Here is a 19,721-nt window from a genome sequence, read left to right on the forward strand (position 1 = left end):
CTTAGAGCGCGGTCAGGCAATGCGGAGCGACCGGGCGCAATGCGATGAGCATGCGGATAGCAGGGTGAGATGACAAAGAACGCAATCGTTCTCGGTGCTGGTATCGTCGGGGTTTCGACGGCAATCCATCTGCAGCGGCGGGGACGGCAAGTCGTCCTCGTCGATCGCCAGCCACCGGGTCAGGGAACGTCCTTCGGCAATGCCGGCCTCATCCAGCGCGAGGGCGTGGTGCCCTATGGCTTCCCCCAGCAGTTCGGCCTGCTGCTGCGCTATGCCTTCAATAACCGCATCGACGCGCATTACCATCTGCGCGCGCTGCCGGCGCAGATCGCCTTTCTTGCCCGCTATTGGTGGAACTCCAATACCAAGCGCCATGAGATGATTTCGCGCGCCTATGCGCCGCTCATCGAACATTCCGTCAGCGAACACAACGATCTCATCCAAGCCTCGCATGCCGAGGAGCTCATTCGCAAGAATGGCTGGATGGAGCTCTTCCGCTCGAACGAGAAGCGGGATGCCGAGTTTGCCGAAGCGGAGCGCCTCAGCCGCGAATTCGGCATCGGCTATGACGCGCTGAACAGCGCAGAGATCGCAAGTGCCGAGCCGCATCTGAGAGGCAGCTTTGCCGGAGCACTTCGCTGGCGCGATCCCTGGTCGGTGCTGGACCCGCACGGATTGACGGCCGCCTATCGGCGATATTTCGAAAGCATTGGCGGCCGTGTGACGACCGGAGACGCGGTTTCGCTCGGCATGGCAGGTTCGGCCTGGAGAATGGTGACGGCGGAGGGATCGATCGAGGCGGAGGATGTCGTCGTCGCACTCGGCCCCTGGGCTGATATCGTCACGAAACGCTTCGGCTATGCTTTCCCGCTCGGCGTCAAGCGCGGCTACCACATGCATTACGCCGCCGAGGGCAATGCCATCCTCAACAACTGGATGCTGGATGCCGAGCGTGGCTATCTGCTGGCGCCGATGAGCCGGGGCATCCGGCTGACGACCGGCGCCGAATTCGCCCTGCGCGATGCACCGAAGACCCCGGTGCAGCTCGATCGCGCGGAGGCCGTCGCCCGCACCGCCTTCCCGCTCGGCGAACGGCTCGATCCGGAACCCTGGATGGGTGCGCGGCCCTGCACGCCCGACATGATGCCGATCATCGGCAAGGCACCGCGCCACAACGGCCTATGGTTCGCCTTCGGCCATGCTCATCATGGATTGACGCTCGGGCCGGTGACCGGTCGCGTGCTTGCCGAGCTCATCACCGGCGAGACGCCGTTCATCGATATTTCGGCTTATGCTCCTAGCCGATTTGCGCCCTGAGCTTTTGATTTAGAGAATAGCCTTGAGACTTTTGACGGAGGCATCGACGATCTCCCCGATCGTGGCGTCGATATCGACGGTGACGACGCCGGGCTCGCTGGTCGGCACTTCCAAAGTCTGCAGCTGGCTTTCGAGCAGTGACGCCGGCATGAAATGCCCCTTGCGCTCGCCCATGCGCTTCGTCAGCAGCTCCTTCGAGCCTTCGAGATAGATGAAATAGAGATGGCCGCCGGCAGACGCCCGCAGGCGTTCGCGATAGACACGCTTGAGCGCCGAGCAGGTAACGACAACGCCCTCGTTTTTCGCGAGGCTTGCCGATATTTCCTGACCGATCTTTTCGAGCCAGGGCCAACGATCCTCGTCCGTCAGGGGGATGCCCTTGCTCATCTTCTCGACATTGGCGGCCGGATGCAGCGCGTCGCCTTCGATAAAATGGATGCCAAGCTTGGCCGCGACACCCTCACCGATTGAGGATTTGCCACTGCCGCTCACACCCATGACGATGATGGCAAGGGGAATGTCTTGATTATCGCGCATAAGGCCTGTCCGGAATGATTGACTTGAACGGGGCACGACTGGTCTCGCCAGCCGTGCCCGACTCACAACTTGGATCAATCCAGCGGAAAGAAACAGGAAAATTTATGCGTACCCTCGCCCGCGAGTTCCGGTTCGACCTGCCGGCACTTGTCCTGGGCACGCCAGCAGCGCGGATTGAAGTGACATCCCTTCGGCGGATTGAGCGGGGACGGCAATTCGCCCTGAAGGCGGATACGGTTCTTCTCGCGATCCGGATCGGCGATCGGCGTTGCCGACAGAAGGGCTGCGGTATAGGGATGGCGCGGCCGGCTGAAGACCTCGTCCGCCGTGCCGGTTTCCACCGGGCGTCCGAGATACATAACCATCACGTCGTCTGCGATGTGACGGACGACGGAAAGGCCATGCGAGATAAAGAGGTAGGCAAGGCCCATCTCTTTCTGCAGGTCCATCAGCAAGTTCAGGACCTGCGCCTGAATCGACAGATCGAGTGCGGACACCGGCTCATCGAGCACCAGCACCTTCGGCCGCAGCATCAGGGCGCGTGCGATGGCGATGCGCTGGCGCTGGCCGCCCGAGAACATATGCGGATAACGATCGTAGTGTTCCGGGCGCAGACCGACGCGCGCCATCATCTCCTCCACCTTGCGGCGGCGCGTCGCGGCATCATCATCCGTGTTGATCTTCAGTGGCTCTTCCAGGATGGAGCCGACCTTCTGACGCGGGTTCAGCGAGCCATAGGGGTTCTGAAACACGATCTGCACGGCGCTGCGCAGGCTGCGATCGCCGAGCCTGGCGGGCTTGCCGTCGATCAGCAATTCGCCGGCCGTCGGATTTTCGATCATCGTCACCAGGCGAGCGAGCGTCGACTTACCGCAGCCGGATTCGCCGACGACAGCGAGCGTGCGGCCCGACTGCAGGCTGAAGCTGACACCGTTCAGCGCCTTGACGGTCGCTTCCGGTTTGAAGGTGCCGCGCTTGACGGTGTAGAAACGGGCGAGATCGCGCCCTTCGAGAACAGCGCCGGTCATGCGGCACCTCCTGCTTTTTGCGTGGCGGCAATCCCGGGGTGGCCGAGCGGCTTGCCATGTTGCAGCGGATAATTGCATAGGGCTACGCCCAGTTCAGGCCCCTGACGCTTGACGCCCTTGTCGCATTCCGGCGTTGCAAAGGAGCAGCGCGGCGCAAAGAGACAGCCCCTGGGACGATCGTGCTGGCCGGGAACGACGCCGGCGATCGACGGCAGACGCTCGCCGACTTCGGCACGTTCCGGCAGAGCCGAAAGAAGGGCTGCCGTATAGGGATGATGCGGATCGCGGAACAGTTCCTTGACCGGCTGCTCCTCGACCTTCTGGCCGGCATATTGCACCTGGACGCGCTCCGCCGTTTCGGCGACGACGCCCATGTCATGGGTAATGAGCACGAGCGCCATGCCCTGCTCCCGCTGCAGGCGCACGAGCAGGTCGAGGATCTGCGCCTGGATCGTCACGTCGAGCGCGGTCGTGGGCTCATCGGCGATCAGAAGCTTCGGATTGCAGGCGAGCGCCATGGCGATCATGACGCGCTGGCTCATGCCACCAGACATCTGATGCGGAAAGTTCGACAGACGATCCTCGGGAGCTGGAATGCCGACGAGATTCAGCAGTTCGATCGAACGCTGGCGGCGCGCTTTACGGTCGAGGCCCATGTGGATGCGCAGTGTCTCGCCGAGCTGGAAGCCGACCGTGAAGCACGGATTGAGGCTCGACATGGGTTCCTGGAAGATCATTGCCATGTCCTTGCCGATGATCTTACGGCGCTGGCGCGAGGAGATGCCGCGCAGATCCTTGCCATCGAACATCATGCGGTCGGCGGTGATCTTCGCCGTCCAGGGCAGAAGGCCCATCATGGCCAGCATGGAGACGGATTTGCCGGAACCGGATTCGCCGACGATCGAGAGGATTTCTCCCTTGTCGCAGGTGAGCGAAACGCCATCGACCGCCCGGAACAGGCCGGACGAAGTCTGGAATTCAACGGATAGGTTTTCAATATCGAGGAGTGCCATTACGACCTCTTCAGCTTCGGGTCGAACGCATCGCGCAGGCCGTCGCCCATCAGGTTGATGGCGAGAACGGTAATCAGGATACAGAGACCGGGGAAAGTAACGAGCCAAGGGTTGCTCTGGAAGAATTCGCGCGAGTCGGCGAGCATCGTGCCCCATTCCGGCGTCGGCGGCTGGGCGCCCTGGCCGAGAAAGCCGAGGGCTGCGGCATCGAGAATGGCGGCCGAAAAGGCAAGCGTCGCCTGCACGATCAGCGGACCGAGGCAATTCGGCAGGATCGTCTTGAACATCAGCCGCAGAGGACCGGCGCCGGCAACACGCGAGGCGATGACATATTCCTTGTCGCGCTCGGCCATGACGGAAGCGCGGGTCAGACGAACGAAATGCGGCTGGTTGACGATGGAGATCGCGATCATCGCATTGGTCAGGCCCGGTCCGAGGATTGCCACCAGCACCAGGGCAAGCAGCAATGACGGGATGGCAAGAATGATGTCCATGATACGCATTATGATCGTATCGATGCGGCCACGGGCGTAGCCGGCGACAAGGCCGATCAAGATGCCGGCGATCGCCGAAAGCGAGGCAACGACGAGGCCGATAAACAGCGAGAAGCGCGTGCCGTAGATGAGGCGCGACAGAAGATCGCGACCATTGGCATCGGTGCCGAGCAGGAAACTGCTGTTGCTGCCCTCCGCCCAAGCTGGCGGCAGGCGCTGCATGTCGCTGCCGTAAGCGGCATCGGGATTGTGAGGCGCCACGACGCCGGCAAAGATTGCCAGAAACAGGACGAAGAGGAAGATCGCAAGGCCGATGACGGCGCCTTTGTTGCGAGAGAAATAATACCAGAACTCCGCAAGAGCGGAAGGACGGTCGGATTTGACACTAACCGTTTTGACGCTAACCGTGCTCATGGGGCCGCTCCTAGTGACGAATGCGTGGGTTGACGAAGCCGTAGAGCAGGTCGACAGCAAGATTGACGAGCATGACGATGCCAGCGATCAACAACAGGCCACCCTGCACCACCGGATAATCGCGCTTGAAGACGGCGTCGATCATCCATTTGCCGATACCGGGCCAGGAGAAGATGCTTTCCGTCAGGATGGCGCCGCCAAGCAGCACGCCGACCTGCAGGCCGATCGTGGTGACGACGGGGATCATCGCATTTCGCAACGCATGCACGGAAACGACGCGCAGCGGCGAAAGCCCCTTGGAGCGCGCCGTGCGCACATAATCCTCGCCCAGCACTTCCAGCATGGCGGAGCGCGTCTGGCGCGCAATGACGGCAAGCGGAATGGTGCCGAGCACGATGGTCGGCAGGATCAGCGAATTCAAAGCGGACCAGAAGGCGCCCTTCTGACCGGAGAGGAGGCTGTCGATCAGCATGAAGCCGGTGATCGGCTTGAAGAAATAGATGAGGCCGATGCGGCCCGAAACCGGCGTCCAGTGCAGATAGCCGTTGAAGACGATGATCAGCAGCAGGCCCCACCAGAAGATCGGCATGGAATAGCCGACAAGAGCCACGCCCATGACGCTTTGATCGAACCATGTGCCGCGCTTGACGGCGGCGAAAACGCCGGCCGGAATGCCAAGACAGATCGCAAGGATCATGGCGCAGATCGACAATTCGAGCGTTGCCGGGAAGAAGGTCAGGAAGTCGGTCAGCACGTCGCGCTTGGTGGTGATTGAGGTACCGAGGTCGCCATGCAGGGCGTTCCAGATATATCGGCCGTACTGTACCACCATCGGCTGGTCGTAGCCGAGATCGTGGGAGATTTGCGCATGACGTTCCGGCGACATGACGCGTTCGCCCGACAGCAGCATGACGGGATCGCCGGGAAGCAGGCGGATGAAGGAGAAGGCGACGATCGATACGCCGAGAAATGTCGGGATCAGCACCGCTAGCCGGCTGAGAAGAAATCGCAACATGGCAGATGTCCAAATTTTTCCGGCGGTCAGACAGGGTGTCTGACCGCCGGGTCGCCCGGTCTTAGCCGGGCATTCTCACAGATTTTTCGTTATTCGGCGATATCGACGCCGTCGAAGCGATGAACGCCGACCGGATCCTGGAAGTAACCGGAGACATTCTTCGTCATCGGAATGAACTCTTCCGAATGGTCGATGGTCATCCAGGGAGCCTCGCGCTTGAAGACGACCTGAGCCTGTTCGTAGAGCTTGGTGCGCTCCTTGACGTCGGCTGTCTGCTTGGCCTTCTTCACGAGATCGTCGAATTCCTTGTTGCACCACTGCGCGCGGTTGTTGCCGCCGACGGCATCGCAGCCGAGAAGCGTGTCAAGGAAGTTGTCCGGATCGCCGTTGTCACCGGTCCAGCCGAGGATGGCCGCACCGTCGCGGTCCTTGGCGGAGGAGAGCTTCAGGTACTGAGCCCAGTCATAGGTGACGATCTCGACCTTGACGCCGATCTTGGCCAGGTCTGCCTGCATGAGTTCGGCAGCGCGGCGGGCGTTCAGCATGTACGGACGCGAAACCGGCATTGCCCAGATCTTCATGCTCAGATCCTTGACACCAGCCTTTTCAAGCAGCTTCTTGGCTTCGTCCGGATTGTAGGCGTCGTCCTTCACGTCCTTGTTGTAGGACCACATGGTCGGCGGGATAGGGTTGGTCGCAACCTTGCCGGAACCCTGGAAGACGGCATCAACGATGGCCTGCTTGTTGACGGCCATGTTGATCGCCTTGCGAACTTCGACCTTGTCGAACGGCGCAACGAGCGTGTTGTAGGCAAGGTAGGAAACGTTCAGGCCGGCCTGTTCGAGAACCTTGAGATTCTTGTCAGCCTTCAGATCCTTGATGTCGGCGGCGTTCGGGTAAGGCATGAGGTTGCATTCGCCGGACTTCAGCTTCTGCGCGCGGACGGATGCATCCGGCGTAATCGCAAAGACGAGATCGTCGATCTTCTCCTTGCCCTTGAAGTAGGTTTCGTTCGCCTTGTAGCGGATGACGGCATCCGGCTGGTAGGCGACGAAGGTGAACGCGCCGGTGCCGAGCGGCTGCTGGTTCATCTGCTCCATCTTCTTGTCGGCCTGCAGCTTGTCTGCATATTCCTTCGACAGGATCGAGGCGAAGTCCATGGCGAGGTCGGCGAGGAACGGAGCTTCCGGACGGTTCAGAACGAACTTGACGGTGAGGTCATCGACCTTGTCGATCGACTTGATGAGCTTGGGGAAGCCCATGCCGTCGGCATATTCATAGGAACCGCCGGCAACATACTTGGCCCACGGATTGTCCGTACCGAGCTGACGGCCGATCGAGAAGATGACGTCGTCGGCATTGAGGTCACGCGTCGGCGTGAAGAAATCGGTCGTCTGGAACTTCACGCCCTTGCGAAGCTTGAAGGTGTATTCCTTGCCGTCGGGGGAAACGGTCCAGCTTTCGGCGAGGCCGGGTTCGATCTCGGTGCTGCCGTGCTTGAATTCGACAAGACGGCTATAAACCGTGCGCGAGGAAGCATCAAATGTGGTGCCGGCGGTATAGATGCCGGGATCGAAACCTTCCGGCGAACCTTCCGAGCAATAGACAAGCGTTTTCGACCAGGCGGACGTCGCCATGACCGAAGCCAAGGCTGTCACTGCCAGCAGGACAGAAATCTTTTTCATGATATCGTTTCCCAGATTTGTTATTCTTTTGAAGCCGTGGACACCACCAGAGGTTCCCATCCGGATCGCGCCGATGGAACTTTATTTTAAGTTTGAAAGCAACAAGCGCCGCCTAAAATTTTTCCAATTTCTATAGTTTGGAAATTTTTGGGCGAAAAAACCTTTGAATTGGTAATTTTCTGGCAAAAAATTACGTGCTTTTGGTTGATTCAGAATGATTTGCCGTTTTCCTCTTTCCATCGGCGAACGGCCTATTGCCCGGATAGGAGGCAATACAAACGAAAATCCGCAGCTACCGGCGGTAACTGCGGACCAAAACATGACCGAACTTCGGATAACCGATTAGGCGGCCGGGGCCGCGACCACCGGCTTCTTCGCAATCGCCTTGTGATCTTTGTCGGTGAGGCCGAGCAGGAAGTTGATCTGCGGGCGGGCCTTGACGAGGTCGTCGATGGAATATTCGGTCAGAACGTCGAAGAAAGCATTGAGCGCCTTGCGCAACGCCGAGTTGAGGCCGCAGCTATCGACCAGCGGGCATTCCACCACCCCATCCTCGAAGCACTCCGCCATGGCGAAACTGTCCTCGGTGACGCGGACAACGTCGAACAGGCTGATATCGGTCGCCGGCTTCGCAAGCCGCACACCGCCATTGCGGCCACGCACAGTTTCAACGAGACCTGCCTTGGTCAGCGGCTGCAGGATCTTGAAGAGGAACAGCTCGGACACGCTGTATGCCTTGGCGATCTCCGGGATGCGGCTGAGATGGCCTTCATTGGCGGCGCAATACATCAGCATGCGCACGGCGTAATTGGTCTGCTTGGTCAAGCGCATGCCGATCTCCTGGAATCAAGGCTGCTTAGGGGCTGACCCCGTATATAGTGGCTTTCTTAGTTTTGAACAATTCCAAAATATGAAATTCATATTCAGCTTATTTAGAAAGCCTGCCCTCCAGCCCCTGCCGATCTCCAATCGGCGATGTCCCGAAGCTCATGGCACGGAAATCCAGACCGCCATTTCGCAGCCGCCCGGCTCGCGGAAATGAAACCGACGGCCGCCGGGAAAATCGAAAGCGGGACGGGTGATGACGCCGCCGGCGAATTCGACGGCGCGCTGTGCGGCCTCCAGATCGGTGGTGCGCACGACGGGCAAAGGCGTGCCGGCCGCCTCTCCCGCATCTCCGTCAATGCCGGCATCTATTCCGGCCGCCTCGATGACATGGTAGGTCGGCCCATAGCTGACAAAGCTCCAGTCGAAGGCTTCCTCGAAGAAGCGGCGGGTCTTCAGGCCGTCTTTCGACGGAAATTCGAGATAGTCGATCTGATAGGTTATGGCCATCGCTCGGCCCTCCCGTTGTTCTTGTTTTGTTCTAAATGAAAACAGCGGCCATGACAAGATGACTCCATCGAAAACAAACGCAATAAAAAAGCCGCCGTCCGAAAAGTGTCGGACAGCGGCTGATACGAGCCAGCAATTGCGATGCTTACTTCATCGTCGGCATGACGAATTCCGCACCGTCCTTGATGCCGGACGGCCAGCGGGCAGTGATCGTCTTGGTGCGCGTCCAGAACTTGATCGAATCCGTGCCGTGCTGGTTGAGATCGCCGAAGCTCGATGCCTTCCAGCCGCCGAAGGAGTGGTAGGCAAGCGGGACTGGGATCGGAACGTTGACGCCGATCATGCCGATATTGATGCGCGAGGCGAAATCGCGGGCAGCATCGCCGTCGCGGGTGTAGATGGCGACGCCGTTGCCGTATTCATGCTTCATCGGCAGATCGAGCGCTTCTTCGTAGTTCTTGGCGCGAACGACCGAGAGAACCGGTCCGAAGATCTCGGTCTTGTAGATATCCATGTCCGGCTTGACGTGATCGAACAGCGTGCCGCCGACGAAATAGCCGTCCTCATAGCCCTGCAGCTTGAAGCCGCGACCGTCGACGACCAGCTTGGCACCTTCCTCGACGCCGCGGTCAATCAGGCCATTGACGCGGTTATAGGCATCCTTGGTGACGAGCGGGCCCATGTCGGCCTTGTCATCGGTATAGGGGCCGATGCGTAGGGATTCGATCTTCGGCACCAGCTTCTCGACGAGACGGTTAGCGGTCTCTTCGCCGACCGGAACTGCGACAGAGACCGCCATGCAGCGTTCGCCGGCAGACCCGTAGCCGGCGCCCATCAGGGCGTTGACGGCCTGGTCCATATCCGCGTCGGGCATGATGATCATGTGGTTCTTGGCGCCACCGAAGCACTGGGCGCGCTTGCCGTTCATCGCGGCCGTGCCATAGACGTAGCGGGCGATCGGCGTGGAGCCGACGAAGGAAACGGCAGCGATATCCGGATCGGTCAGGATGGCGTCGACAGCGGCCTTGTCGCCGTTGACGACGTTGAGGATGCCGGCAGGCAGGCCGGCTTCGATCATCAGTTCGGCCAGGCGGAGCGGCACGGACGGATCGCGCTCGGACGGCTTCAGGATGAAGGCGTTACCGCAGGCGATGGCCGGGGCGAACATCCACATCGGGATCATGGCCGGAAAGTTGAACGGCGTGATGCCGGCGCCGACGCCGACAGCTTGGCGGATGGAATACATGTCGATCGCCGGGCCGGCGCCTTCGGTGAACTCGCCCTTCTGCAGATGCGGAATGCCGCAGACGAATTCGCAGACTTCGAGGCCGCGGACGATATCGCCCTTGGAATCCTCGACCGTCTTGCCGTGCTCCTTCGAGAGAAGCGTCGCCAGCTCATCCATGTTCTGATTCAGAAGCTCGACGAATTTGAAGAAGACGCGGGCGCGGCGTTGCGGGTTGGTGGCAGCCCATTTCGGCTGAGCGGCCTTGGCATTTTCGACGGCTGCGCGCAGTTCCTCGACGCTGGCGAGCGCGACGGTTGCCTGCACTTCGCCGGTTGCCGGATTGTAGACGTTGCTCGTGCGTCCGCTCGTACCGGCGACGTGCTTGCCGCCGATGAAATGACCGATCTCACGCATGGATGTGCCTCCTCGTTTTCTTGGATGCTGACAGGATGGCACTTCAATTTGCACAAATCAATGAGCTGCTATAAGCAACCGTTGTGCAAAAATTGAAGTCCTTCTTGTGCAAGAGAGGGTATGTAAATGGATTGGGATGATGTCCGGATGTTTCTGGCCGTGGCACGCACGGGCCAGATCCTGGCCGCTTCGAAACGGCTGGGCGTCAACCACGCCACCCTCTCCCGTCGCGTGACGACGCTGGAAGAGCGCTTGAAGACACGGTTGCTCGTGCGCCGCACCAATGGCTGCGATCTGACCGCCGAAGGCGAGATCTTCCTGCATGCGGCGGAGCGCATGGAAACGGAGATGCTGCGCGCGCAGGCGAGCGTCGGCCACCTCGACAGCGCGATCACCGGGACGGTGCGCATCGGCGCGCCTGATGGCTTCGGCGTTTCCTTCCTCGCGCCGCGGCTCGGGCGGCTGATCGCCCGTTATCCGGAACTGCGCATCCAGCTCGTGCCCGTTCCCCGCTCCTTCTCGCTATCGCAGCGCGAGGCCGATATCGCGATTACCCTCGAACGTCCCGAGCAAGGTCGCCTGGTCTCATCGAAGCTGACGGATTACACGCTCGGGCTTTATGCCTCAAAAGCCTATCTGGAGCAGGCCGGATTGCCCGACAGCGTCGAGGCGCTGAAGCTGCATCCGCGCGTCGGCTATGTCGAAGACCTGATCTTTACGGCTTCGCTCAATTTTTCCGGCGAGATCATGCGCAGTTGGGATGCCTCCTTCGAGATTTCCACCGCCATCGGCCAGACCGAAGCGGTGCGCTCCGGCGCCGGCATCGGCATCCTGCATGATTACATCGCCAGGCAGTTTCCGGAGCTGACGCGCATCCTGCCCGATATCTCCATTAAGCGTGCCTATTGGACGACCTACCATGAAAGTGCCCGCGACCTGGTGCGTGTGCGCACCGTCGCGGACTTCCTGCAGGAGCTTGTCAGCGAGGAGCGGCGGATCTTCCTGTAAAATGATGCCGATGGACGCGCTTCCTGCTCGCAGGCAGAGGTCACGGCATCAAGCTACACCACCATGACGGCGCATGCGGCTGCTGAGTTTCCGCATGCTTCGGCGGCTCCTCATTCTCATCCGGATTGGGAACGGGAACCTCATCCGGCAGCCTGTCCGGATCCGGCTCCTCGACAGGCGGCTTCGGTGTCCAGCCGGGTTCGGGCATCGGAGGCGTCTCGGGGATCGGCTCGTTCGGTACAGACATGTCCGCTCCTTTCGTCTCGTTGCCGATATGGACACAACGACCAGCAATGCGGACGGTTCCAAGATATTTCGGCATGCGGCCCGCATTTGTGGCGTGGGCGGGTCCGGCACTCCTCCCCGTTCGTCCCTCGCCGCTGGACAAAGGCCGGACGAAGCCTAGTATTTTAGACAGAGATCAGGGAGCCAGGACGATGAGCGACAAGAAGCAGCAGAAACTGGACGAGAAAAAGCACAAGGAACAGGACGATTATCTGGAGGAAGCGCTGGAAGAGACGTTTCCGGCAAGCGATCCGATATCGCCAGGTCACGTGTCCAAGAAGCCTGAAGACAAGAAATAATCCCACAAGGCTAAAGGCGTCGGCATCTTGTAAAGGATGGATCGGGAGAGAATGGTACGGTTGAGTGGGGTCGAACCACTGACCTCAGGTGCCACAAACCTGCGCTCTAACCAACTGAGCTACAACCGCACATGATCGCGTTGCCGCGTCAACGGGGGTCACATACGAGGACTTTGAAATTATTTCAAGTCCTATCTCCCCGCAATATAAAAAAGCTTTGCAGATATCCAAATGATGATGCTGGGCCGGATATCGGCCAAGCCGGCTTGAGCTGCAAATGAAAAGTCCCGCCCCAGGGTTTTCACCTGGGAACGGGACATTCATGCCTTGGGAGGCTTATTGGAAATGATCAGGCCTTGAAGGAGGCCATTGCCTTTTCAGCGGCGTCCTTGGCGGGCTTTGCCAGCTTTTCGGCAACCTTCTTGGTGGTGTCCTGAATGGACTTGGCCTGCTCGACGGTGACTTCGGCCTGCTTGCGGATGAAGGCGGTCTGAAGTTCGAAGAGTTCTGCAACGGACTTGACGCGAAGCAGGGCTTCCATGTGAGCCAGCGAGCTTTCGGCATTGGTGCGCAGAACGTCGATGGCCTTGAGGCCGATTTCGACCGAGCCGGCCTGTGCGGTCTGCACGGTTGCTTCAACAGTCTTGCCTGCTTCTTCGGTGGCAGCCTTCAGCTTGGCAAAGGCTTCCTTGGACTGGGCAGCACCCTTTTCCGCGAAGTCGCGGAAGGATTCGGAGAACTTGGACGGATCGAATGCAGCCGTTGAAAAAACGTCGTCTTTCTTTACAGTAGCCATGATTACGCTCCTAAAAGGGCCCTCCCTGAGGCGCCCGTCGTGAACTTGTGTGAGGGGTATATAATATAAAATATTGTGCAGTGCAACATATTTGTGCGCCGCACAACACGTTAACCTTTCCGGCCGAAAAATGGGCCGCTCGCTGGACCGGAAAGCAGGGCGCCGTTATTAATAAACCGTTAAATCACGAGAGGCGATCACGCCCGCAAAACAGGTTGGAAAATGCCCGCAATTCAATATCCGTTCATTGACATTGCCGTGCATCCGCGCGTTCGGGAGCGTTTCGCGCGCGGTGAAGCCATGGTCATGTTCTCGACCGGCATGGATCGCGTGCTCTGGGCCAATGGCGCCGGCGCCAACCTTTTTGGCTATGATGTCATTTACGATTTCGTCGAACAGGGACCGAAGCCGGGCGACGTCTCGTTCCGCCAGATCGAGGCGACGGCGCGCGGCCTTGGTGCTATCGGCGATCAGCGCACATTCCTGATCCGCATGGCCTCCGGCTTCCAGCGGGCTGTCGTCAACGCCGCCGTCGAGCTGATCCGCATTCAGGCCGGCGAAGAAGCGGTGCTGTTCTCCTCTCCGGTCTCTTCGAAACCGCTCGCAGCAGCCGAATGCGCCAAGCGCATGATCGATGGGTTCGACGATCCCGATACCCATATGGCCGTCATCGGGCGCGATGGCGAAATCGTTACCGCGTCCGCCGGTTTCAGGACGCTCGGCGTGACATCGCAGACCGCGCGGATGCTGACGACCATGGCCGGTGCGCAGCCGGACCGGCTGATCAAGCGGCCGATCCCAACCGGTCGCGGCTATCTGCCTGCCGCCATCGGCAAGCTCTCCGAAATTCCGGCCCTGCACCTGCTGTTCGTGGTCGAAACGGTGCTTGGTCATCTCGACCCGACGGAAAGCCTTGCCGACGAAGCCCGCCCCGCTATGGCTAGCGAACCGCAGGCGGAGGACGTGCGCAAGGAGCTTGAGGCAGCAGCGCCGGACGAGGAACCAAGACCTGTTCCGACCGCCCCCTTCGGCGACATCATCGATGCGGTGGCCGGCATTGAGGAGCTGGACGAAACCCCGGAATATCGGGAGGACGAGCAAGCGGAGGCGGCTTCGGCCGCCGGAAACTCGAGCGAGGCCGAAACCGAAGCTCACGCCGATGAGCATCAGCCGGAAACCGAAACGGGCGGCGGAGACGCTGCTGCCGCAGAGGCGACGGCATCTGCGGAACCGACTTCCTCGGAAACGGTTGCCGATAGCGAAAACACGCCCTCGGAAGGCTTCATTTTCAAGCGCAACGGGCGTGCCACCCGTTTCGTCTGGAAGATCGATGCCTCTGGCCGTTTCAGCGAGGTTTCACGCGAATTTGCCGATGCAGTGGGGCCGCATGCCGCCCAGATTGCCGGCATCGCCTTTGCCGATGTCGCCCGCCGCTTCAATCTCGATCCGGACGGCAAGATCGCGGAACTGCTGGCGCGGCGCGACACATGGTCCGGCCGCACGATCTACTGGCCGGTGGAGGGTACGAGCCTGACCGTGCCGGTCGATCTCGCCGCTTTGCCGACCTATACCCGCAGCCGCGAATTCGATGGCTTCCGGGGCTTCGGCGTCGTCCGCCTGGCGGATGCCATCGAAGATCCGATGAAGCGCGGCATGACCCTCGGCACCCATGCAGTTGGAGACGCCGCGCCCATCGCCGAATTGCCCCCCGAAGTGGAAGCTGCATCCAACGAGCAATCACCCGCTACCGAAGCTGAACCATCCCCAGCGACGGAAGAGATTGAAAATCCCGCTCAGGATAGCGCAGAATCCGCCCCGATCTCGCATTACGAACCGCCGGCACTGCGGATTTCCGAGACGCCGAACCGTCGCGAGTCGGACAAGGTCGTTCGTCTGCACGAGCGTCGGACATTGACGCAGACTACCCTTTCGCTGAGCGAACAGGCAGCGTTCCGCGAAATCGCTCGACAGCTCGAGCCCTTCGGCAAGCGCACGGAACCGCCGGCGGAGCAGCCTCACGACGGGCAGCATGAGGCGGGTACGGATACTCCACAACCGAATGCGGCCGACGAAATCCTCTCCGAGGCATCCGAAACCACGGACGGACACGGCCATGCCGATGACCAGCCGCCAGCAGCGACAATTGCGGAAGAGAACGTCGCGACGCCAGTCGTGACATTCGTCGACGCTGCAGATGATAAGAGCGCGAAAGCGGCTGACGAGGCTGCAGCTGAAGCATCGCCGGCATCGGCCGAGCCGGAGGAGGATTTCGACCCGCTGGATGTGCTGAACAACGCGATTCCGCCGCGTGTGAAGATGCGCACCGGCCTGTCGCCGGACATCATCGACCAGCTGCCGCTCGCGATCCTCGTCCATGCTGGCGACCGCCTGATCCACGGCAATCCGGAATTCCTGCGGCTGACCGGCTATGACAGCCTTGATGAGCTCGAGCAGGTTGGCGGACTTGATGCGCTGCTGCAACGCAACGATCTCGAAGGCAAGACCGAGCAGCCCGGCACGATGATGGTCGTGCGCGCCGACGATGCACTGGTGCCGGTGACGGCTCGGCTGCAGTCGATCCGTTGGGAAGACGGCACAGCCTTGATGCTGGCGTTGATGCCGGTGGAAAGAAGCGAGCCGCCAGCACCGCCGCCACAACCAATTCCTGAAGAGGCCCGCCCGGAGCGCATCCTCGAAAAGGTCGCGAAGCTGCAGGTCGAGATCGAGGAACTGCGCTCGACGCTGGAAACGGCGACGGATGGCGTGATCATCATCGGCCAGGACGGCGAGATCCGCTCGATGAACCGCTCGGCGAGCGCCCTCTTCAACTATGACGACCAGGAGACCCGCGGCAAACCCTTCGTCATGCTGTTTGCGCATGAAAGCCAGAAGGCAGTGCTCGACTATCTCGGCGGCCTTTCGGGCCATGGCGTCGCCAGCGTGCTGAACGACGGCCGCGAAGTGATCGGCCGCGAGGCTTCCGGCGGTTTCGTGCCGCTGTTCATGACCATGGGTCGGCTGAATTCCTCGAACGGTTACTGCGCCGTCATCCGCGACATCACGCAATGGAAGCGCACCGAAGAAGAGCTGCGCAACGCCAAGCGTGCCGCCGAAACCGCCAACGCGCACAAGACCGACTTTCTGGCTCGCGTCAGCCATGAAATCCGCACGCCGCTCAACGCCATCATCGGCTTTTCCGACATGATGGCCGGTGAGCGTTTCGGGCCGATCGGCCATTCGCGCTATGTCGAATATGCGACCGATATCGGCCGCTCCGGTCGCCACGTGCTGGACATCGTGAACGACCTTCTCGACATCTCGAAGATTGAAGCCGGCGAGATGGACCTGGATTTCGCATCGGTCGGCCTGAACGAAGCGATCACCGAAGCGGTGTCGCTGGTGCAACCACAGGCTAACAGCCAGCGCGTCATCATCCGCACCGCACTTTCTCAGGCTGTGCCTAATGTCGTGGCCGATTTGCGCTCGATCAAGCAGATTGCGCTCAACATTCTCTCCAATGCCATCCGCTTCACGCCATCGGGCGGGCAGATCGTCGTGTCGACTGCGTATGAGGGCAATGGCAGCGTCGTGATGCGCATCCGGGATACCGGCGTCGGCATGACACGCTCGGAGCTGGAGCAGGCCATGAAGCCGTTCCGGCAGGTTTCCACCAATTCCCGCAAGCGCGGCGACGGCACCGGCCTCGGCCTGCCACTGACCAAGGCGATGGTCGATGCCAACCGCGCGACCTTCTCGATCAATTCCGCCCCGAACGAGGGCACGCTGGTCGAGATCACCTTCCCCTCGCCGCGGGTGCTGGCAAACTGAGACAATCTCGGCTCGCCGTCAAAACCAAAGATCGCGCACGCATCGTCCGTCGGAAGGAAGATCTTCGAACGTGTCGAGCCCATCGAAATGATCGATCGGCAGCTCGGCAACGAGATCCGGCGGCGCCAGCCGAACATTGACCGCCATACGCCGGCGACCATCCTTTTGCAGCCTTAAGCCCCGCCAGCTCACGACGCAGGCGCAGCACGGGCAGAACAGTATTTCGAGAGAAGGCTTGTTCTTGCCGACGCGGGTATAGGAGGCAGTCTGGCCCGTGACGGAGACCCGCTCCCCTTCGTAGTCATAGGCCCACAGCGTGCCGTAACGCCGGCAGAGCGTGCAGTTGCAGGCGGTGATCGAACCCGGATCGCCTTCAAGCGTCCAACCCGTCTTGCCGCAATGACAGGAGCCGATCAGCATGGGGGCACCACTCCATTCGCTGCCTGGTCGAAGGAGCGGCATTCTGCCTTAGTCATGAGATCCCTGCAAATGCGCGGGAGGACACGAATCTCCATTCCAGGCCACCGATGCGGCGAATGCCTCCGCCGTCAGGAAACGAAGACAGTCCAGCCAACGCCCAAAGCGGCAGATGCCAACAAGGTCGACATTACTGACATCTTCAGGCGAAAAATGGCCATCGCTGCCAACAGGGTCAGCACCAGTGAGGGTAATGAAAGCGACGTCAGGACGGGCACATCCATCGCCCAGGAGCCATAGGTGAAACTCGTGGTCTCACGAAACAGCACATGGAGCCCGAACCAAATAGCAAGGTTCAGGATGACGCCTACGACCGCTGCCGTTATTGCCGACATGGCGCCGGTCAGCGCGACATTCCCGCGCATCTTCTCGATGAATGGCGCGCCTGCGAAAATCCAAAGGAAGCTCGGCAGGAAGGTGACCCATGTTGTCAGCACCGCGGCAAAGGTTGCTGCCGCAAGAGGGCTGAGGGTACCGGGATTGCGATAGCCTGCCAGGAAACCAACGAACTGCGTGACCATGATCAGCGGTCCAGGCGTCGTTTCCGCCATCCCTAAACCATCGAGCATCTCGCCCGGCCGCAGCCAGCCCAGCTGCTGCACGGCCTCCTGCGCGACATAGGCCAGCACGGCATAGGCGCCGCCAAAGGTGACAACTGCCATCTCGCTGAAGAATATGCCGATTTTGGAAAAGACGTTATCGGGGCCGAGCGTAACCAGCAGGGCCGCGACTGGAATGAGCCACGCGGCCGCCAGCGCACCTGACGTCTTCAAAGACCAGGCGAGGTTCGGTCGCGCGTGCAAAGGGATCTCCTCGCCAAGAACGGAGTCCTTATCTTCCAGAATTGCCCCGGAGCCCGACTTGTGTCCGCCGCCCATCCTAAAGGCCGCGACCCCTGCCTGGGAGGCCAAGTAGCCGATAAGTCCGGCTCCAACGATGATGACGGGGAATGGAACATGCAGGAAGAAGATCGCCACAAAGGCAGCGGCGGCCAAAGCGACCATAGCCCTGCTTTTGAGGGCTCGACTCCCGATGCGAAAGACCGCCTGGACGACGACCGCCAGCACGGCGCATTTGAGCCCGAAGAACATCCCTTCGATAAAAGTAAGGTTTCCGAAGAGGACGTAGACATAACTGAGCGCAAGGATTGCAATGAAGCCCGGCAGGACGAATAGAATGCCGGCGATCATGCCGCCCAGCGTCCTGTTCAGTAACCAGCCGATATAGATGGCAAGCTGATGCGCTTCGGGGCCTGGCAGCAACATGCAGTAGTTCAGGGCATGAAGGAACCTGTGCTCCCCCACCCATTTCTTCTCATCGACGACGATGCGGTGCATGACGGCGATCTGCCCCGCCGGCCCGCCGAAGCTCAAGGCGGCAACGCGGGTCCAGACCTTGACGGCCTCATGGAGGGGGACGATGTCCCGATCAGCCGCGCTTGATCGCTCGGCTGTATTTTTTACGAGATCGGTCATAGCCGGTTATATCTTCCTTGGATTTGGCCAGTTGTGCGTCTCTTCTGTCGCGTCACGACACCAACGATAGAAGGCATCATAGAGCGTCATGCCGGCTTCCAGCTGCTGCAGGTCGTCGTTGAACATTCGCGAAAGGCCAAGCGAGGCCGCAAGCAACCCCGGCACTTCAGGCGCGAGCTCGGGCCGGGCGGTATCGGCTCCCCGGACGATGGTTGCAAGATGAAGGAGAGGTTCAGTGCCAAGACCGAACTCTTCGATCATGACATCGAAAGCGCATAACTCGCCACGATGGCTCCAGAAGACGTCTTCGATATCGAATGGTGTTGCCTTGAAGCGATCGGCAACAGGCGCAACTTCGGTTGCCGGAACGAACAGGAAGATCGCTGACGGATCGATAAAGCGCCGGATCAGCCATGGGCAGGCGATGCGATCGATCTTCGGTCGTGCCCTCGTTACCCATACGGTTCGCCCCTTGGCATCGCGGAGAGGCAGCTTTTCCTCGGCGACCAACATGTACTTCGCGCTGCGCCACGCTTCGAACCCACCTTCAAGGACCTCCGCCTCCTTTCCGACGACACGCAGATGGGCAGCAACTCCGTGAGCGAGTTTCTGTCCTTTCTGGCAGAGTATGATGGCAGGTCCCGCCAGTTCGTTCGCCCAGTCCGCTACCCTTCGATAGTCGCGGCGGATGGAGCCGGGAATAAGACGGGGATCGGCAGCGAAATCCTCGTCATTGCGGACATCGATAATCGTCGGCAAACCGGGCGTGCCGATAATACGATTAAGCTTGTCGGGTGTGATTTCCAGAAATGACGGCATGGCGCGTCCTCCGTTGGCTCGGTTTTAAGGACGCGATTCTTCAGCCGTAGCCTCGTGGGGTGATCGCAACCCCATAATTAATTTTCTGCCTGACGCGTTCCAAATGTCAAGCCGAATAACCGCGTGCTGCACCGGCAGGCATTTTTCGGCTTCTGCAGCCACTTACAGATTACCTATGACGTCGTGGTGTCGCGAAGTTCTGCGGCAACGATGAAAGACCGCGCTGCCGATCAAGAATATCTGATGTACCTCTG

General features: G+C 60.3%; 18 protein-coding genes and 1 tRNA gene. 4 read left to right on the top strand and 15 right to left on the bottom strand.

Going from position 1 to position 19,721, the window contains the following annotated elements; translation table 11 throughout:
- The first annotated feature begins 69 nt into the window (after positions 1 to 69).
- On the top strand, positions 70 to 1,317 hold the full coding sequence (locus JJQ51_RS06420; RefSeq protein WP_113353800.1) for an NAD(P)/FAD-dependent oxidoreductase: 1,248 nt from the start codon (positions 70 to 72) through the stop codon (positions 1,315 to 1,317).
- Positions 1,318 to 1,326: 9 nt separating this feature from the next.
- Here the strand turns inward: JJQ51_RS06420 and JJQ51_RS06425 are convergent, their stop codons facing one another.
- The 9 genes from JJQ51_RS06425 to JJQ51_RS06465 form a co-directional block, all read right to left on the bottom strand.
- The gene (locus tag JJQ51_RS06425) at positions 1,327 to 1,854 is read right to left on the bottom strand and encodes a gluconokinase (RefSeq protein ID WP_113330110.1); all 528 of its coding nucleotides are present in this window, start codon (positions 1,852 to 1,854) and stop codon (positions 1,327 to 1,329) included.
- 74 nt (positions 1,855 to 1,928) lie between these two features.
- Positions 1,929 to 2,882, bottom strand: coding sequence for a peptide ABC transporter ATP-binding protein (locus JJQ51_RS06430; RefSeq protein ID WP_113353799.1), 954 nt, complete (start codon positions 2,880 to 2,882; stop codon positions 1,929 to 1,931).
- Positions 2,879 to 3,895: an ABC transporter ATP-binding protein gene (locus tag JJQ51_RS06435; protein ID WP_113330108.1), complete on the bottom strand. Its 1,017-nt coding sequence runs from the start codon at positions 3,893 to 3,895 to the stop codon at positions 2,879 to 2,881. Before JJQ51_RS06435 ends, JJQ51_RS06430 begins: the two co-directional genes overlap by 4 nt.
- The gene (locus JJQ51_RS06440) at positions 3,895 to 4,803 is read right to left on the bottom strand and encodes an ABC transporter permease subunit (RefSeq protein ID WP_113330107.1); all 909 of its coding nucleotides are present in this window, start codon (positions 4,801 to 4,803) and stop codon (positions 3,895 to 3,897) included. The genes JJQ51_RS06435 and JJQ51_RS06440 overlap by 1 nt, the downstream gene beginning before the upstream one ends.
- Positions 4,804 to 4,813: 10 nt before the next feature.
- A complete protein-coding gene (locus tag JJQ51_RS06445; RefSeq protein WP_113353798.1) occupies positions 4,814 to 5,818 on the bottom strand; it encodes an ABC transporter permease subunit in 1,005 nt (334 codons plus the stop codon).
- Between the two features lie 89 nt (positions 5,819 to 5,907).
- Positions 5,908 to 7,503: an ABC transporter substrate-binding protein gene (locus JJQ51_RS06450; RefSeq protein WP_113330106.1), complete on the bottom strand. Its 1,596-nt coding sequence runs from the start codon at positions 7,501 to 7,503 to the stop codon at positions 5,908 to 5,910.
- Between the two features lie 342 nt (positions 7,504 to 7,845).
- Complete coding sequence (gene rirA, locus JJQ51_RS06455) at positions 7,846 to 8,334, bottom strand: iron-responsive transcriptional regulator RirA (protein WP_113330105.1); 489 nt, start codon at positions 8,332 to 8,334, stop codon at positions 7,846 to 7,848.
- A 156-nt stretch (positions 8,335 to 8,490) separates the two neighbouring features.
- A complete protein-coding gene (locus tag JJQ51_RS06460; RefSeq protein WP_113330104.1) occupies positions 8,491 to 8,838 on the bottom strand; it encodes a VOC family protein in 348 nt (115 codons plus the stop codon).
- 145 nt (positions 8,839 to 8,983) lie between these two features.
- Entirely contained in the window at positions 8,984 to 10,480 is a 1,497-nt protein-coding gene (locus tag JJQ51_RS06465; RefSeq protein ID WP_113330103.1) for a CoA-acylating methylmalonate-semialdehyde dehydrogenase, read from the bottom strand.
- Between the two features lie 126 nt (positions 10,481 to 10,606).
- On the opposite strand from JJQ51_RS06465, the gene JJQ51_RS06470 reads away from it, so the two are divergent.
- Positions 10,607 to 11,488: a LysR family transcriptional regulator gene (locus tag JJQ51_RS06470; protein WP_113330102.1), complete on the top strand. Its 882-nt coding sequence runs from the start codon at positions 10,607 to 10,609 to the stop codon at positions 11,486 to 11,488.
- Between the two features lie 40 nt (positions 11,489 to 11,528).
- Here the strand turns inward: JJQ51_RS06470 and JJQ51_RS06475 are convergent, their stop codons facing one another.
- Complete coding sequence (locus JJQ51_RS06475) at positions 11,529 to 11,735, bottom strand: hypothetical protein (RefSeq protein ID WP_113354068.1); 207 nt, start codon at positions 11,733 to 11,735, stop codon at positions 11,529 to 11,531.
- 190 nt (positions 11,736 to 11,925) lie between these two features.
- Between JJQ51_RS06475 and JJQ51_RS06480 the strand changes: the two genes are divergently transcribed.
- Positions 11,926 to 12,072 (top strand): hypothetical protein, encoded by a 147-nt coding sequence (locus tag JJQ51_RS06480; protein WP_167078186.1) that lies wholly within the window; start codon positions 11,926 to 11,928, stop codon positions 12,070 to 12,072.
- Between the two features lie 52 nt (positions 12,073 to 12,124).
- Here JJQ51_RS06480 and JJQ51_RS06485 read toward each other — a convergent pair.
- Positions 12,125 to 12,201, bottom strand: a tRNA-His gene (locus tag JJQ51_RS06485).
- A gap of 220 nt (positions 12,202 to 12,421) precedes the next feature.
- Positions 12,422 to 12,868 (bottom strand): phasin, encoded by a 447-nt coding sequence (locus tag JJQ51_RS06490; RefSeq protein ID WP_069612335.1) that lies wholly within the window; start codon positions 12,866 to 12,868, stop codon positions 12,422 to 12,424.
- A gap of 222 nt (positions 12,869 to 13,090) precedes the next feature.
- Here JJQ51_RS06490 and JJQ51_RS06495 point away from each other — a divergent pair, with 222 nt between their 5' ends.
- A complete protein-coding gene (locus tag JJQ51_RS06495) occupies positions 13,091 to 16,696 on the top strand; it encodes an ATP-binding protein (RefSeq protein ID WP_113353796.1) in 3,606 nt (1,201 codons plus the stop codon).
- Positions 16,697 to 16,714: 18 nt separating this feature from the next.
- Here JJQ51_RS06495 and JJQ51_RS06500 read toward each other — a convergent pair whose 3' ends face one another.
- From JJQ51_RS06500 to JJQ51_RS06510, 3 genes are all read right to left on the bottom strand, one after another.
- Positions 16,715 to 17,116, bottom strand: a complete 402-nt coding sequence (locus tag JJQ51_RS06500) for a GFA family protein (RefSeq protein WP_113353795.1) — start codon at positions 17,114 to 17,116, stop codon at positions 16,715 to 16,717.
- A gap of 128 nt (positions 17,117 to 17,244) precedes the next feature.
- Positions 17,245 to 18,648 (bottom strand): chromate efflux transporter, encoded by a 1,404-nt coding sequence (gene chrA / locus JJQ51_RS06505; RefSeq protein WP_113353794.1) that lies wholly within the window; start codon positions 18,646 to 18,648, stop codon positions 17,245 to 17,247.
- Positions 18,649 to 18,654: 6 nt separating this feature from the next.
- Complete coding sequence (locus tag JJQ51_RS06510) at positions 18,655 to 19,467, bottom strand: chromate resistance protein ChrB domain-containing protein (RefSeq protein ID WP_113353793.1); 813 nt, start codon at positions 19,465 to 19,467, stop codon at positions 18,655 to 18,657.
- Positions 19,468 to 19,721 lie beyond the last annotated feature (254 nt).

It is taken from the genome of Rhizobium sp. AG207R (genome assembly GCF_027109195.1).
In the GTDB taxonomy this organism is placed as follows: Bacteria; Pseudomonadota; Alphaproteobacteria; order Rhizobiales; family Rhizobiaceae; genus Rhizobium; species Rhizobium dioscoreae.